Origin of the sequence: Phragmitibacter flavus (genome assembly GCF_005780165.1) — a bacterium.
GTDB classification, from domain to species: domain Bacteria; phylum Verrucomicrobiota; class Verrucomicrobiia; order Verrucomicrobiales; family Verrucomicrobiaceae; genus Phragmitibacter; species Phragmitibacter flavus.
On sequence record NZ_VAUV01000005.1, the window covers coordinates 168,719 to 183,482 of the forward strand.

General features: G+C 56.7%; 12 protein-coding genes. 4 read left to right on the forward strand and 8 right to left on the reverse strand.

Annotated features, from left to right (window positions below; translation table 11 throughout):
- Window positions 1-204 precede the first annotated feature (204 nt).
- Window positions 205-396 carry a hypothetical protein gene (locus FEM03_RS07480; protein ID WP_138085578.1) on the reverse strand — a complete coding sequence of 64 codons (192 nt, stop codon included), beginning with the start codon at window positions 394-396 and terminating at the stop codon, window positions 205-207.
- 186 nt (window positions 397-582) lie between these two features.
- On the opposite strand from FEM03_RS07480, the gene FEM03_RS07485 reads away from it, so the two are divergent.
- Window positions 583-2,982, forward strand: coding sequence for an FdhF/YdeP family oxidoreductase (locus FEM03_RS07485; RefSeq protein ID WP_138085579.1), 2,400 nt, complete (start codon window positions 583-585; stop codon window positions 2,980-2,982).
- Here FEM03_RS07485 and FEM03_RS07490 read toward each other — a convergent pair.
- The 7 genes from FEM03_RS07490 to FEM03_RS07520 form a co-directional block, all read right to left on the reverse strand.
- Window positions 2,934-3,896, reverse strand: a complete 963-nt coding sequence (locus FEM03_RS07490; RefSeq protein WP_138085580.1) for a cytochrome c oxidase assembly protein — start codon at window positions 3,894-3,896, stop codon at window positions 2,934-2,936. The genes FEM03_RS07485 and FEM03_RS07490 overlap by 49 nt on opposite strands.
- Window positions 3,893-4,198, reverse strand: coding sequence for a hypothetical protein (locus tag FEM03_RS07495; RefSeq protein WP_138085581.1), 306 nt, complete (start codon window positions 4,196-4,198; stop codon window positions 3,893-3,895). The genes FEM03_RS07490 and FEM03_RS07495 overlap by 4 nt, the downstream gene beginning before the upstream one ends.
- 95 nt (window positions 4,199-4,293) lie before the next feature.
- A complete protein-coding gene (gene ctaD, locus FEM03_RS07500) occupies window positions 4,294-6,780 on the reverse strand; it encodes a cytochrome c oxidase subunit I (RefSeq protein WP_138085582.1) in 2,487 nt (828 codons plus the stop codon).
- Complete coding sequence (gene coxB, locus FEM03_RS07505; RefSeq protein WP_166442707.1) at window positions 6,780-7,733, reverse strand: cytochrome c oxidase subunit II; 954 nt, start codon at window positions 7,731-7,733, stop codon at window positions 6,780-6,782. Before coxB ends, ctaD begins: the two co-directional genes overlap by 1 nt.
- 11 nt (window positions 7,734-7,744) lie before the next feature.
- Window positions 7,745-9,181 (reverse strand): menaquinol-cytochrome c reductase cytochrome b/c subunit, encoded by a 1,437-nt coding sequence (locus tag FEM03_RS07510; RefSeq protein ID WP_138085584.1) that lies wholly within the window; start codon window positions 9,179-9,181, stop codon window positions 7,745-7,747.
- A gap of 1 nt (window position 9,182) precedes the next feature.
- The gene (locus FEM03_RS07515; protein ID WP_138085585.1) at window positions 9,183-9,659 is read right to left on the reverse strand and encodes a QcrA and Rieske domain-containing protein; all 477 of its coding nucleotides are present in this window, start codon (window positions 9,657-9,659) and stop codon (window positions 9,183-9,185) included.
- A 161-nt stretch (window positions 9,660-9,820) separates the two neighbouring features.
- Entirely contained in the window at window positions 9,821-10,318 is a 498-nt protein-coding gene (locus FEM03_RS07520; RefSeq protein WP_138085586.1) for a YciE/YciF ferroxidase family protein, read from the reverse strand.
- 351 nt (window positions 10,319-10,669) lie between these two features.
- Between FEM03_RS07520 and FEM03_RS07525 the strand changes: the two genes are divergently transcribed.
- The 3 genes from FEM03_RS07525 to FEM03_RS07535 all read left to right on the forward strand — a co-directional run bounded on the left by FEM03_RS07525 (window position 10,670) and on the right by FEM03_RS07535 (window position 14,726).
- Entirely contained in the window at window positions 10,670-11,359 is a 690-nt protein-coding gene (locus FEM03_RS07525) for a response regulator transcription factor (RefSeq protein ID WP_166442708.1), read from the forward strand.
- 29 nt (window positions 11,360-11,388) lie between these two features.
- On the forward strand, window positions 11,389-12,252 hold the full coding sequence (locus tag FEM03_RS07530) for a response regulator (RefSeq protein ID WP_206170916.1): 864 nt from the start codon (window positions 11,389-11,391) through the stop codon (window positions 12,250-12,252).
- Between the two features lie 74 nt (window positions 12,253-12,326).
- Complete coding sequence (locus tag FEM03_RS07535; protein ID WP_138085589.1) at window positions 12,327-14,726, forward strand: ATP-binding protein; 2,400 nt, start codon at window positions 12,327-12,329, stop codon at window positions 14,724-14,726.
- Window positions 14,727-14,764: the final 38 nt, after the last annotated feature.

Below are 14,764 nucleotides of genomic sequence, written 5' to 3' on the forward strand. Positions count from 1 at the left end.
CATATTTGTGAACGCTGCGAACCAGCATTAAAATTGCGGTTTTCCAATGGGGGTTGAGCCATTCCCAGGCAGCATTAATTTCGGCCAATTCAGCATCAGACGGATTCCGTGAGGATGCTGGTGAGGATGCTGATGTAAATCGTTGGGATTCAACAAATTTGTTCAGGTTCGAACCCTGCATCGCGCACCATTCTGGAGAGACGGTTATTTTTGGGGAAGTTTTTTGAACACTGTGCCGGTAGTGGGCATGCCATAGTCTTCAGGTAATTGCTGAAGTGCAGCCATCAGATCAGGGGTGCAGCGAAATGACGGCAGGGTCACCGTTTTTCCGTTCTTGGTGCTGGAGGAGCGAGCCTTCAAATTAGGCGGCTTGGCGTCTAAACGAACGTGTCCCATTCAAGGTATCGAACTTAACGTTGCAAGCAGGCAATTCATATGGGGTGCCCACAATGGATGCGTCCGGTCCACCGGCCCATTCATTCATACGCGCAGTGAGTCTGCTCACCTCGAACCTATTAGGCCCACTTCATACTCTCGCAGGGCCACCGCGAGAAATTTTGAACCCCTTGCCCACCCAGCATCATGAGCGCCCACCCGCCGAGTCCAAGTTCCAGCTCCACCGGACATCCCGTCACTTTTACGCGCGTTCCCGGAGCCCAGCCACCCGTGGAAGAGCCCGGTGTGCGACAGACGCGACGCAAAAAAACCGCTGCCGGTTACAAAGCCATCGAAGACTCCATCCGCTTCGGAGTCGGCATGGCAGGCACAAAAAACACCCTGATGACCTTTCCCAACCTCAATCAGGTGAAAGGCTTTAATTGTCAAAGCTGCGCGTGGCCCAATCCCGACGATGATCGCAGCATCGCCGAGTTCTGCGAGAACGGCTTCAAAGCCGTCAGCTATGAAGCCGATACCCGACGCCTCACCCCCAAATTTTTCCGCGAACACTCCATTGCCGACCTGGCCGCTCGATCCGATCACTGGCTGGGCGAACAAGGTCGATTGACCGAACCTCTCGTTCGCCGCCCGGGCTCCACCCATTACGAACCCGTCACATGGAATGAAGTGTTTCAGCTGATGGCAACTGAACTCAAGGCCCTCGACTCCCCCCACCAGGCCATCTTCTACACCTCCGGTCGCACCAGCAATGAGACCGCCTTTCTCTACCAGCTCTTTGCCCGCGCCTTTGGCACCAACAACCTGCCCGACTGCTCCAACATGTGTCATGAATCGACAAGTGTTGCCATGCCACCAATGCTTGGGATCGGCAAGGCGTGTGTCAAACTTCAGGATGTAGAAACCGCCGACGCCATCTTCATCCTCGGCCAGAATCCCGGCACCAACCATCCGCGCATGATGACCGCGTTGCAAAAAATGAAGGAAGCCGGCGGCAAGCTGGTGTTCGTCAATCCGCTGCCAGAAACCGGTGCCTTCCGCTTCAAAAACCCGCAGGATCTCCTGCACCCCACCCGCATCCCGCGTTTCCTCTTTGGCCGCGGCACGGAACTCTCCGACATGTGGCTGCCTGTCCGCATCAATGGCGACATGGCCTTCCTCAAGGGATTGATGAAGGACATGCTCGAACACGAGGATGCCCACCCCGGCTCCGTGTTCGATCACGATTTCATCCGCCTGCACACTGAGGGTTATGAGGAACTCATCGAAGTCCTGCGTGCGACCTCATGGGACGACATCCTGCACAGCTCCGGCCTCAGCCGTCAGCAGATCCGGGAAGCCTCCGCCATTGCCATGCAGGCCCGCAGCACCGTGGTGTGCTGGTGCATGGGACTTACCCAGCATAAAAACGCCGTTGCCACCATTCAAGACATCATCAACTTTCTCTTCCTGCGCGGCAACATCGGCCGCCCCGGTGCCGGCCCCTGCCCGGTGCGCGGCCACTCCAACGTCCAGGGCGACCGCACCATGGGCATCTGGGACAAGGCCGACGGCGACTTCCTCGACAAACTCGCCACCGAGTTCAACATCGATCCCCCACGCGAGGACGGTTACGATACCGTTGCCGCCGTCAAAGCGATGCACGACGGCAGCGCCAAGTTCTTCTTTGCCATGGGAGGCAACTTCCTCTCCTCGCCTTCAGATACCGAATACACCGCCGCCGCGCTGCAAAACTGCCGCCTCACCGCCCACGTTTCCATCAAGCTCAACCGCTCCCACCTTATCACCGGCCAAACCGCACTTATCCTTCCCTGTCTTGGTCGCACCGAAATCGACCGCCAGGCCGGCGGCGAACAGTTCCAAACCAATGAAGACACCATGGGCGTCGTCAATCCCACCCGCGGCGTCATCGAACCCGCCTCCCCCCATCTGCTGAGCGAATCCGCCATCGTCGCCGGTCTTGCCAAGGCCACCCTGGGTGTCAGCACTCCCATCGACTGGGATGCCTACGTCGCCGATTACGACCTCATTCGCGACAAGATCGAAGCCACCATCCCCGGCTTCCCCTCCTTCAATGCCCGCATTCGTGAAGGAACGTTCTACCTTCCCAATCCCCCGCGCGATGAACGACGTTTCGAAACCCCCTCGGGCAAGGCGGTCTTCAAAGCCCATCCGCTGACCCGTTGCGATGTTCCTCCCGGCCACCTGCTGCTCACCACCATTCGCAGCCACGACCAGTTTAATACCACCATCTACCGAAACGACGACCGTTACCGCGGCATCTTCAACGGACGTCGTGTGATTTTCATGAACGAGGATGACTTGCACGACCTCAACCTTGTGCAAGGCCAGATGGTCGACATCACCAGCCATTTCAAAGGCGAGCAACGTCACGCCGAAAAATTCATGGTCGCCCCCTATCCCATCCCCAAAGGCTGCGCCGCCGCCTACTATCCCGAAACCAATGTGCTCGTCCCCCTCGACAGCACCGCCGACGAGAGCAACACCCCCACCTCGAAGTCGATCATCATCACCGTTCACTCACCCGCCGAACAGTTCCTGTCCAACGGCGCAGTCCCTCGCTGACCCTTTTTGTCCTCGTCCTCACGCAATCCCATCCACAACAACACCGCCGCCACCCCCGCATACACCATGCAGGCCGGCATCCACATGATCAGGCCCGCAATCTGCTGGTCCTCCAACGCCGATAACTTCCAACGCGGCGCACGACTCTCATAAAACGGATACCACACCTTCGGAGCCAAGGTCATAAACACCCCCAGCAACGTCGCGTGCAGGGAAGTTAGAAACAAATACAACACCGCCATCCCCCGTCCCAACCTCAGACGACTTACCGGATCCAGCAGCACCCGCCAAAACAAACATCCCACCAGCACAAACGTAAAATGCTGGAAGTCGTGAAACAGATCATCATACAAGGTCGCCTCATACAAGGGCGGCAGGTGCCACACCCACATCGTCAACCCAAACAGGCACCATAACATCAACGGCTGCCACAACAGATAACGCGCCGGCTTCCACAACTGCACCCACCGTTGCCAGTCACCATACCTGCGCCGCCACGCCAGTGGCAATGCCCACATCGCTACAAAAAACGGCGACCCCATCACCAACAACGGAGCCACCACCCCCAGCAGCAACATATGCTGGATCATGTGCATCCACGCCAGCTCATCACTATACACATCAATCGGCGAAATCAGCGCCATCCACAAAACCAGCATCCCCATCGCAAACGACCCTGCCTGTTTCTTCGATACCGAACGCCCAACACCCGACCTTTGCCATAACCTACACAACCCCGCCGCGTAGAGCATACAAAGCACACTCAAATTCACCACCACCACCGGCTGCGACCAATTCCACGCCAGCCACCACGGCCCCTCATACGGTGCCCGCGGTGCCCCATGAGCCCAGGCGACATCCACCCCTGCAAACCAGAGGACCACGATGATCATCCAGCCCGCACCTCTTCTCATCCCGCGTTCCCTCCACAATCACGCAGAAAAAACCACACCGGCACCATCTGCGCCATCATCACCAACAAAAACAACCCATTGCCGGTCTTCCCAACGCGCGCCACAAAAGTCATCGTTTCCCGATCACCACCCCCACGCTCAATCTGCTCACTCAGGCGGATGATCCACACCACCTTTGCCATCAATATCACACTCGCCACCACCACCAACCATGCCACTCCCGTCACTCCCCCAAGCCCCTGCTTCGCCCAACTTCCCTCGCAACCAAACTCCGCAGCCACCCACAACAGCAACAGTTGCACCACCCACAAAATCCCTCCTCCCCATAAACAGATCCATACCTTCCATCTCGGAATCGATGGGACCGCATTTTTTCCGAACTCTTCAAATCCCGATTTCATAACCAATGAGGAACAAGATATAAGGTTACCAACCCCACCACACCCGCCGCCACGCAAAACCGCCCAAGCATGGCAGCAAGCTGCCCATGCAAAATCTCCACCCGTCCAACGCTGCCCCCCATCTTCCTGAGCCTTACCCAAACCACTGCCGCAAACACCACCGCCGTGAATTCAAACAACAGCACCGTCCAGCCCATCACATAAAAGATCGATCCATAAGCATGCGACGCCGGACCAAATTCCAGCCGCATCAACTCGAGTGTTAACAATAGACAAAACGCCAACCCTGACAGCATCCCGACCATCAGCCATCTTTCCCGGGCCCCGGCCTTGATCGCATGCGACGCCAGATGCAGCGCCAGCCCCGACAATCCCAACCCCATCCACGCCGGACCCGACAGCATAAACGACGGCATCGCCACTCCTTCAGGCGGCCACTGCGGCGCAAACAAGCGCAGATAAAAATAACTGAACACCAGCGTGCCGAGCATCATCCCAAGCACCACCAACAGCGTCAACATCCCCCACCAAGCCGTCGACTGCACCCCCAAACTCACCACCGGAAGCCCGGCCTTCGTTCCCACTTCATCCGCTTCCACCATCTCAATCCGATCCCTTGATGGATAAAGCCACCGCGCCAGCGCCCCCACAAAAAACACCACCCCCAGCGGGGCCAACAAATATAACTTCGTCAGCACCCCGATCATCCCCACCAACACCCCCAACGCCGCCAGGAACGGCATCATGTTCGGCCCCGGCAGATATTGCACCCCCTGCGGCTCCGCCGTCAGCGGATCCGTGCTCAGATTGGCCCGCCACTCACAGGGCTGCGCATCCATCGCATCCACCATCTTCGCATAAGGTCCATCCTCGATAGCCCGATCGTCCCACATCGGAGACCTTCCATGCACCACCGGCGGCTTTTTGAAACTGTAAAACGGCGGCGGCGACGACACCAGCCACTCCAATGTCTCACCGCCCCAAGGATCATTGCCACCCGCCACCCCGCTCCTGACACTGCGCCACACATTGACCACAAACACCACAAAACCCACGCCCATCACCATCGCCCCCGCACTGGCCGTCAAGTTCATGCCGTCCAATCCCAGCGACGAAGGATAAGTATACACACGCCTTGGCAGCCCAAACAACCCCATCACATGCATGGGAAAAAACGTCACGTTAAATCCACCAAACGTCAGCCAGAAACTCCACTTGCCCAGCCCCTCCGACAACATCCTTCCAGTGATCTTCGGCAGCCAGAAATGCAACGCCGCAAAAATCGGAAACAACACCCCGCCAATCAACACATAGTGCATGTGCGCCACGATGAAATAGGTGTCGTGCACCTGCATGTCAAAAGGCACCACCGCCACCATCACCCCCGTCAGTCCGCCAATCACAAACACCACAAAAAATCCCAACACCCACAGGAACGCCGCGCGAAATTTCGGACGCGTTCCCCACAAGGTCGCGATCCAGGAGAAAATCTGAATCCCACTCGCCACCCCGATCATCAAACTCGCCGCCGTGAAAAATCCCATCGCCAGCTCCGGCAACCCCGTCGTGAACATGTGATGAACCCACAAGCCAAACGATACAAACCCGATCAACACAATCGCCACCACCACCAGCGCATACGCCGCAACCTGCCGCCGTGCAAATGCCCCCACCACCATCGACACCACCCCCGTCGCAGGCAAAAACATGATATACACCTCCGGATGCCCGAAGAACCAGAACAGATGCTGCCAAAGCAGCGAACTCCCCCCCGCCGCCGGATCAAAAAACCTTGTCCCCAATGACCGGTCCAACTCCAGCAAGATCGTCGCCGTCAACAACACACTGAACGCAAACAGCACCATCACCCCGGTCACCAGCAGCGTCCACGCAAACAACGGCATCCGGCTCAACGTCATCCCCGGCGCACGAAACTTCAAGATCGTCACCACAATATCCGCACCTGCCGTCAATCCGGCAATCTCCACCAGGCTCAACCCCAACAACCAAAAGTCCACCCCCATTCCCGAATACTGCGGACCCGACAAAGGCGTATAAGCAAACCACCCCGCATCTGGCACCGTATCCGTAAAAAAACTCGCATAAAACAACACCCCGCCAAACAGATAAGTCCAGTAACTAAACGCCGTCAGTCGCGGAAACGCCGCATCACGCGATCCTATCATCAACGGCAGAAGATACAGCGCCAGCCCCTCCAAAAACGGCACCGCAAATAGATACATCATCGTCGACCCATGCATCGTAAAAATCTGATTGAACCGCGCCGGTCCAATCAACTCCGCATCCCCCACCGCCAGCTGCATCCGCATCAACAAGGCCAGCACACCGCCCAACGCAAAAAATACCATCGCGGTCACCATGAACCGTTTGCCCAACAACTGATTGTTGACCTCCATCAACCAGCCCCGCCAGCCGGGCAGCGGACTCCAGGTTTTTTCGAAACGTTGTTGGCTCTCGTTCATCACTTCAGGGTTTGCAGATAATCCAACAAGGCCTCCAACTCCTCAGGCCCAATCTCCGTCGGCGGCATCAAACTCAGCGGCTTGATCGACTGTGGATCCACAATCCACCGCTTCAAATTCTCACGCGTGTTTGGCAAGGTCGACGCCGCCAGGTTTAATCGATCCGCCATGTGTGTCAGATCCGGCCCCAGATTCGACACCGCCTGCGTGCCACCCACCGCATGACAGGCCGCGCATCCCGTGCTGAAAAACAGCTCCTTTCCGCGGGCATCCCCAGGCTCACGTGTGCGGGTTCGCTCCTGAACCCATTGCTCAAACCCGTCCTCCGACAACGCCACCACATCAATCCCCATCCGCGCATGCTGCCCTCCGCAAAACTCCGCACAGGTCCCGCGATACACCCCTTCCCGATCAGCCCGCAACCAAAACTGGTTCATCTGATCGGGCAGCATGTCCATCTTGCCATGCAAATTGGGAACCCAAAAACTATGGATCACATCACGCGACTTCAACTCCAGCCGCACCGGCACCCCCACCGGAATGCGAATCTCGTTCGCTGTGACAATGCCATGATCCGGATACCTCACCTCCCACCACCAAAAATTGCCGGTCACCTCAATTCGGAACGCCGTCTCCGGCGCCCGCATCGCCGCACTCACCCGCAACGAAACCACCAGCATGCCCACCAAAATCACCGTCGGCACCACCATCCCCGCCACCAGCACAAAACGGTCCGAACCACCCGGTGCCTCTCCATTCGAACGACGGTTCACCAACGCCAGCACCACCAGTCCCATCGTCCCGAAAAAGACTGAGCCATAGACCGCCACCATCATCCACCCCAATCCCGCCATCTCCCGCGCCTCCACACTTGCCGGATGAAACGCCGACTGAAAATCATTCCCTGTTCCCCGGCATCCAACCATCAGGAACACCGCCAAAACTGTCGCCATCACGATAGATCTCATCGATTGCCCCCTTTCGGAAAGGATTGCGCTGCATGCACGTAGTCGAGCAACTGCTCCAGCTCCGCTTCACTTAGTCGTCCCTGATAAGCCGGCATCGCCACCCCCTCCGGCGGTTGCAGAATGTAAGCCCGATACGCCTGACGCGAACGACGCGTCTCCACCGCCACCAAATCCACCGCCATGCGCCGCCCCCCGATCCCACCCACCGCGTGACAACTGCTGCAACCATAGCGCGCGAACAACTGCCGACCCGCCTCTGCCGACCCCGACAACACCACCCCCTCCGGCACCGGCGGTGCCTCGCCCACCGGCCAGGCCGTCCAGTGCGACTTCAATCGCAACGCCGAAAGCCCGACCAATGCCACCACACAACCCATGACAAACACCACCGCCCACGGCCTCCGCCGCATGCCCCGATGCGGACTTCGATCCACAAACGGCAGCGCCAGCATCGCCAGCAACAGCAGCAGGGGAAAAAACACCAAAAACCACGGAGCCAGCCACTCCGGCATCAGGGCAATCAACGCGCTATACCACCAGAACCACCACTCTTCGACCGGGAAAGTCTGGTCCACCAGGTTGGCCTCATCATACAAAGTGGCCGGTCCCAGCGTCAACGTCAGCACCACCGCCAGACCAAACACTACATAACTCATGACCCCCGACTTCGCCATCGTATCTGGATAAAAAGTCTCTCCGTTTTCCTCCGATTCCGCCTGTGCCTTGTAAAGCGCACGCTGCTCCTCCACCGTATGCACCGATTGCTTCTTTTCCCCTTCGGAAGTGATGCCATGAACCATCACCAAATACAGATGATACCCCGTCATCATCGCAATCACCAAAGGCAGGATGATCACATGCACCGCATACACCCGCGTCAGCAACAGCGCTCCCGGCTCCTCACCACCCTGCACAAAAATAACCAGTTCATCCCCAATCCACGGCACATGATTGAACATGTGCAGCATCACCCGCACCGCATGAATCGCCCGCTCGTCCCAACGCAGCAGATAACCCGTGAAACTCATCGCCAGCACCGCATGAAACAACAGCGCCCCGAAGATCCAGGTCGCTTCCCTGGGAAACTTGTATCCCGCCACCAATATCTGCCGGAACAAATGAAAAAACAACATCACCACCATCAATCCCGCCGACCAGTAATGCAGCCCACGAATAAACCCACCCAGTAACTGTTTCTCCGTAATATGCTTCACACTATGATAAGCACCATCAGGGGTGGGCGAGTAAGTCAAGGTCATCGCCATCCCTGTCACCACCAGCACCATCAACAACATCGTCAGCGTCGCCCCATCGCCATAATACCACGGCGCACGCGCCACCCGGCGATCCAGCACCGCCTTGTGGATCGGCCCCAGCCCCAGCCGGTCCACCGCCCAGCGACGAAGCTTTTTGATGACAGCACGCCCTCTCATCTCAAATCATCGGGGGCACGGAGTTAAGGTCGATCTCCACCACACCACTGCGCACCCGCGTGGCATAACGATACAACGGATCTTTCGGCGGCCCCGCCTTCGGTTCGCCCTCCTTCGAAAACACCCCGCCGTGGCAGGGACAAAAGAACCATTCACTGCCCGCATCCCACGTCACCGGACAACTCAAATCCGTGCAGCTTCTGGAATACACCACCACCTCATTTTCCAACTCGCGCAGCACAAACAAACCCTTCTGCCGCAGCGACCTCACCCACCCCTCCTGCGGCACCGGCACCAACGCCTTCGCCACCTCGCCCAGGGGAAACTTGTCCAACTCTCCCACCGGTTGCCAGTTTGCCCCTCCATCGGATTCCAGTGATGGAGACAACACGGTCAACAAAGCTGGCACGCCCACCGTCCCGGCGACAGCCAGGCCGCCGCCCACCACCAGCAATTTCGAGAATCCGCGTTTATTCATGACAAGGAGATTTCCAACGAGCGAGGTTCCATAGAATGCGCTTCAACCTCCCCCACCGGCCCTGCCGTTTTTGCACAATCGTCCCCCGTGGTCCTCACCCCCCAATCCTCGACGGATGTCACACCGGATTCCACAAGGGACGTCGTCAATGTCTTCGCACTCTAGGCCGCATCCGAAGCCGCAACATTGATGGCTGACATCGCCAGTTCCGTCAGCTTTTTGTCAGTCGCGCCTTCCTCATCCAGGGTCTGTTGCAACACTTTCTGATCGTTCGTTTCACCGAGCAGTTCGGCAAAGGTTTGGGCCGATCCATAACCCGCGATTTCATAGTGCTCCACCTTTTGCGCCGCGACAATGAGCGCTGCGTCGAGCACTTCAGGATCGCCCTCCTCCTCCATGATCTCCGCGCCCTCTTCAAGCAGCCCTGCCATGGCCTTGCACTTGGGGCCACGCGTGGAGGCCTCATGACCTTCCAGGATTTTTTCAAGCCTCGCGGCGTGTTCCTTGGTTTCCTCCAGATGCTGGGCAAAGCCCGCTTTCAACTCCTCATGGGTCGCTGCCTTTACCATCTTGGGTAGGGCCCGGATCAGTTGCTTTTCAGCACTGTAGAGGTCCTTCAATTCGTGAATATAAAGATTGAGCAAGGTGTTTAGTTTCATACGACGGGTGTTCGTGACGACCGGTTGTTGAGGTTGTGCCATCCTCTCCCGGAGAGCATTCCTGAACCAACGTTGGGGGCTAATCCTTACTCCTGGATCAAAACCATCCTGTTCCCCCGGCTGGCTGCCAGAAGGCTGCCCGAGTAATTGGAAACTATCACCAACATGGATGAAACGCAGTCAACAAATGAACAGCCATGGGGCATTGCCCACTTAGCTCGACAGATACAAATACAGCCAAAGTTACATGCATACACTCAGACACACGACCTTTAACGATTACCTTTTATGTCGCACGATCTTTCCAAAACAAGATCTGACGTTGATGCAACACCAATCCGAGTTCTGTTGGTGGATGATCACCCGGTCTTTCGTCATGGCATCCGTCAATTGGTGAATCGCATGGATGATGCGGAAATATGTGGTGAAGCCGGAGACGCTCCAACAGCGCTCGATGCATTTCGCCGTCTGCATCCCGATTTGATTTTGCTCGACATCGGTTTGCCAGGGATGAACGGAATTGAATTGATCAAAATGGTGAAGTCTGAACAGAACAGCATGCCGGTTCTTGTCCTGTCGATGCACGATGAAGCCATTTATGGACTTGGTGCCCTTCGCGCCGGTGCCAAAGGCTACCTCCGCAAGGATGACGCACTTGACCATTTGAACGAGGCCTTGCACACCACCGCCAAGAACCGCTATTACCTGGGTCGGCGCTTTCTAAGTCATGTGGTCCGTGAAGCCATCCGTTGTGAAGATGAGAAAGACAACAGTCATGACATCAAGGGACTCACGGATCGCGAAATCGAAGTTTTTGACTTGCTCGGCAGCGGGCTGGGCACGCGGCAAATTGCCAGCAAGCTTGGCCTCAGCGTGAAAACCATCGAATCCCATTGCGCCCGCATCAAGGAGAAGCTGTTGTTGCACAGCGCTGCCCAACTGGTTGCTCTCGCCAAGGACTGGAGATCCGAAAGGGAGCGGGAAACAAGTTCATCCGACCAGGCGGCATGCAATACAGAAGTCCCCCCTAAATTCAACTAGGGGAGGACAAAATCAGATGATGCCTCGGAGTGCTCACCTACAATCGTGCGGCCAAAAAGTTAAGAAAAGATTGCCGCACCATGAGCCGAAACACTTCATTTGAACATCAGAAGAATGTGATCCTGGTTTTGGTCGTGGACGAGCAGGCGGCTTTTCGTTTGGGCATAAGCGCCCTAGTTGAGAGCATCCCTACCATGAAGGTATGCGGGGAGGCCGAATCGGGGTCGGTTGCCATGCAAATGTGCCTCGATCTTCGGCCGGATCTGGTAGTTCTCGATGCCCATCTGCACGATCTGGACAGTTTCGATTTGGCCAAATGCATCACCGAAAGGTGCCCTGCAGTCCGACTTCTGATGCTGTCCACGCATGATCAGGCCATTTTTGCGGCTCGAGCCTACAAGTCAGGTGCCAGCGGATATGCTTGCAAGTCCGACGGTTTGGACGAACTGACGGTCGCCTTAAAAACCGTTGGCAGTCAGGGCACTTACCTAACTCCCTCGCTGCGCGACGATGTTCTCTTAAACATCATCATCAATCTGCAGGACGAAACGCCGCCTTCCGCGCCCAAGCTCGATTCGCTGTCGCTCAGGCAACGACAGATTCTCGAATTTATGGGCGAGGGGAAGTCGCGCCATGACATTGCGCGCAGCCTTGGCGTCAGCGTCAAAACCGTAGAAACCCATCGCGGTCATGCCATGAAGAAATTGCGGTTAAGTTCGAGCAGGGAGATGCAGCGGCTCGCCAGGGATCTGCACCAGTTGGCAATGGGGGAAAATTTTCATTCTGATGCAGGCTTCGCGGAGGAGGGATTTGTCCTCGACGGTCGGATTGACATCGACATCCATCCGCCTCCCCGGTCGATGATCGCCGCCCCTCAACCAGCCAAAGAGTGAATCTGACGCTGGCTGATCCGACGCCTAATTAGATTCTTTCTCCACTTATAGATAAAAGTTCCCAACCAGCCCAAATGTCTACCGAACCATCCCTGCCCGACACCTCCCCTGATCGTGCTGCCCCAACTGTCACGAGTGGGTTAAAAGGGGAGGAAGAACAGGGGATTGCCTCAAAACCAAGCATGATGGGCGATGTGGTCAGCCGTCTGGAGGAAGAGCTTGAACGCGTCAGACGAAAATTGCGTGAAACCGTGGAGAAATATGAAGCCTCCATTGAGGAACTAAAAGTCTTCACCAAGGAACTCCAGGCGAAGAATGAGGAGCTGCGGTCAAGCACTGAGGAGTTGGAGACCAGTCGCGAAAAACTGCAGTCGATCACCGAGGAGATCACCACCGTCAAAAAAGATCTGAAGCTGAAGGTCGAAGAGGTTGCCCAGGGCAACAGCGATCTTCAAAACCTGATGGCCTCCAGCAACATCGCGACGATCTTTGTTGATCGCGAACTGCGCATCAAACGCTATACCCCATCTGCCGTTGCATTGTTTGGCCTGATCGACACCGACGTGGGCCGCCCCTTGTCCGAACTCCGCCATCAATTTGATTACGGTGGCATGGTCGATGATGCCTCCCGTGTGCTGGAGCAGATGGGCGTGAGCGAACACGAAATCCGCTGCCGCGATGGACGCTGGTTCCTCGCCCGGATGCTGCCCTACCGGTCCGCAGCGAACAACAGCGCAGGCGTGGTTCTGAACTTCGTCGAGATTACCGCGTTGAAGTCACTTGAGGAAGCATTCCAGGCGGTGAAGAAGGAGAAGGATGCCGATCTCGCCGCCATGGAGTGGTTGCAAAATCTTAGCAACCGACTCATTGCCACCTGCGAACTACAACCCCTTTTTGAGCAGATCCTCTCGGCCGCCATCGAAATCCAGGCCGGTGATTGTGGCATGTTACAACTGTGGAACCGGCACAGTGAAATGCTGGAGATTGTTGCCCATCAAGGAGTGGAAGCAGAACATCTCAGCCGATTCGGTGAGCTCTCACGTCAGGATGTCAGCACCACCAGCAAGCGTGCCTGGAACGAGAGACGGCGGATTGTCGTTGAAGATGTCGAGCAGGACCCCAATCTCGCAAGGCAACGCGATGCACTCCAAACCCACGGAATACGCTCCATTCATTCCATCCCGCTTTGTGGCCGCAGCGGAGAACCGTTGGGTGTTCTCTCCGTCAAATTCAAACAACCTCGCAAACCGGCAGCACGCGAGCTTCGGCTCACCGACATCCTTGCCCGGCAGGCGGCGGATCTCATTGAACTGAAAGTCACCGCTGAAGATCTCCGTCGGTTCAAGAATCGGCTGCAACGCGCTGTGGAGATCGAGACTGTCGGCATCTTGTTCCTCAAAAACAACGGTCGCATCAGCTATGTCAATGATGCCTTCCTTCAGATGAGCGGTTATTCTCGCAGCGACTTCGAAGAAGGCATTTTGGCACAGGCATTCTTTTCATCCGGTGTCCTCGACAACGGCAGAGGAGAAGGCGTGATCCCCGACGCAGGGTCAAATCAGAAGCCACATCTTGCCACTTTCGAGAGGCAGTTCCAGCGCAGGGACGGCAGCCTTTGGTGGGCGCTGTCAACCGGCACCAGCATCTTCGACGACGAAGACGCCCTGTTTTTCATTGACCTCACCGAACGAAAAAAGGCGGAGGAAGCCTTGCTCAAATCGCGCGAAGAGTTGGAAACCTCCCTGCGGGCCACTGAAGAGGCCCGTCGCGTTGCCGAGGAGGCCGACAAGGTCAAGGAGCGCTTCATCGCGGTGCTGTCGCATGAACTACGCACGCCATTGACACCCATCCTGATTGCCGTGCAGTCCCTGCTGGGCGACCCGGATCTTTCTCGCGACGTCAAGGAAACGCTGGGCATGATCGAACGAAATGTGCTCCTTGAAACCCGCTTTATCAATGATCTGCTTGACCTTACTCACATCAACCGTGGTTCGCTCAGCATGGCCAACCAACCGCTTGATTTGCACGAGGCAGTGAAAAACGCCCTTGAAGTGTGTGCGTCCGATTTTGAACAAAAAAACCACCGGCTCGAAGTCCATCTCAAAGCCCCGCGCTCTCGAATCAAGGGCGACTTTGACCGGCTCCAGCAGGTCTTTTGGAACCTGTTAAAAAACGCTGTCAAATTCACGCCGGCGGGAAAGGAAATCAGAGTGAGCACCTACGTTGAGGCGAATGAACACATTTGCGTGACGGTAACCGATACAGGTATCGGCATTGATGGGCACCATCTCGAAAAAATTTTCAAACCCTTCGTCCAGGCCGATTCCACCATCAATCAAAACTATGGCGGACTGGGCCTTGGTCTCGCCATTTCAAAAGTCACCATTGACGCACACGGCGGTAAGTTGAAGGCCCACAGTGAAGGCCACGGCAGAGGGAGCACATTTACCGTCTCCTTCCCGCTCATCTCTTGAATCAATGCAGCGTCACCTCCCTACCTGGCTCTCAGGCG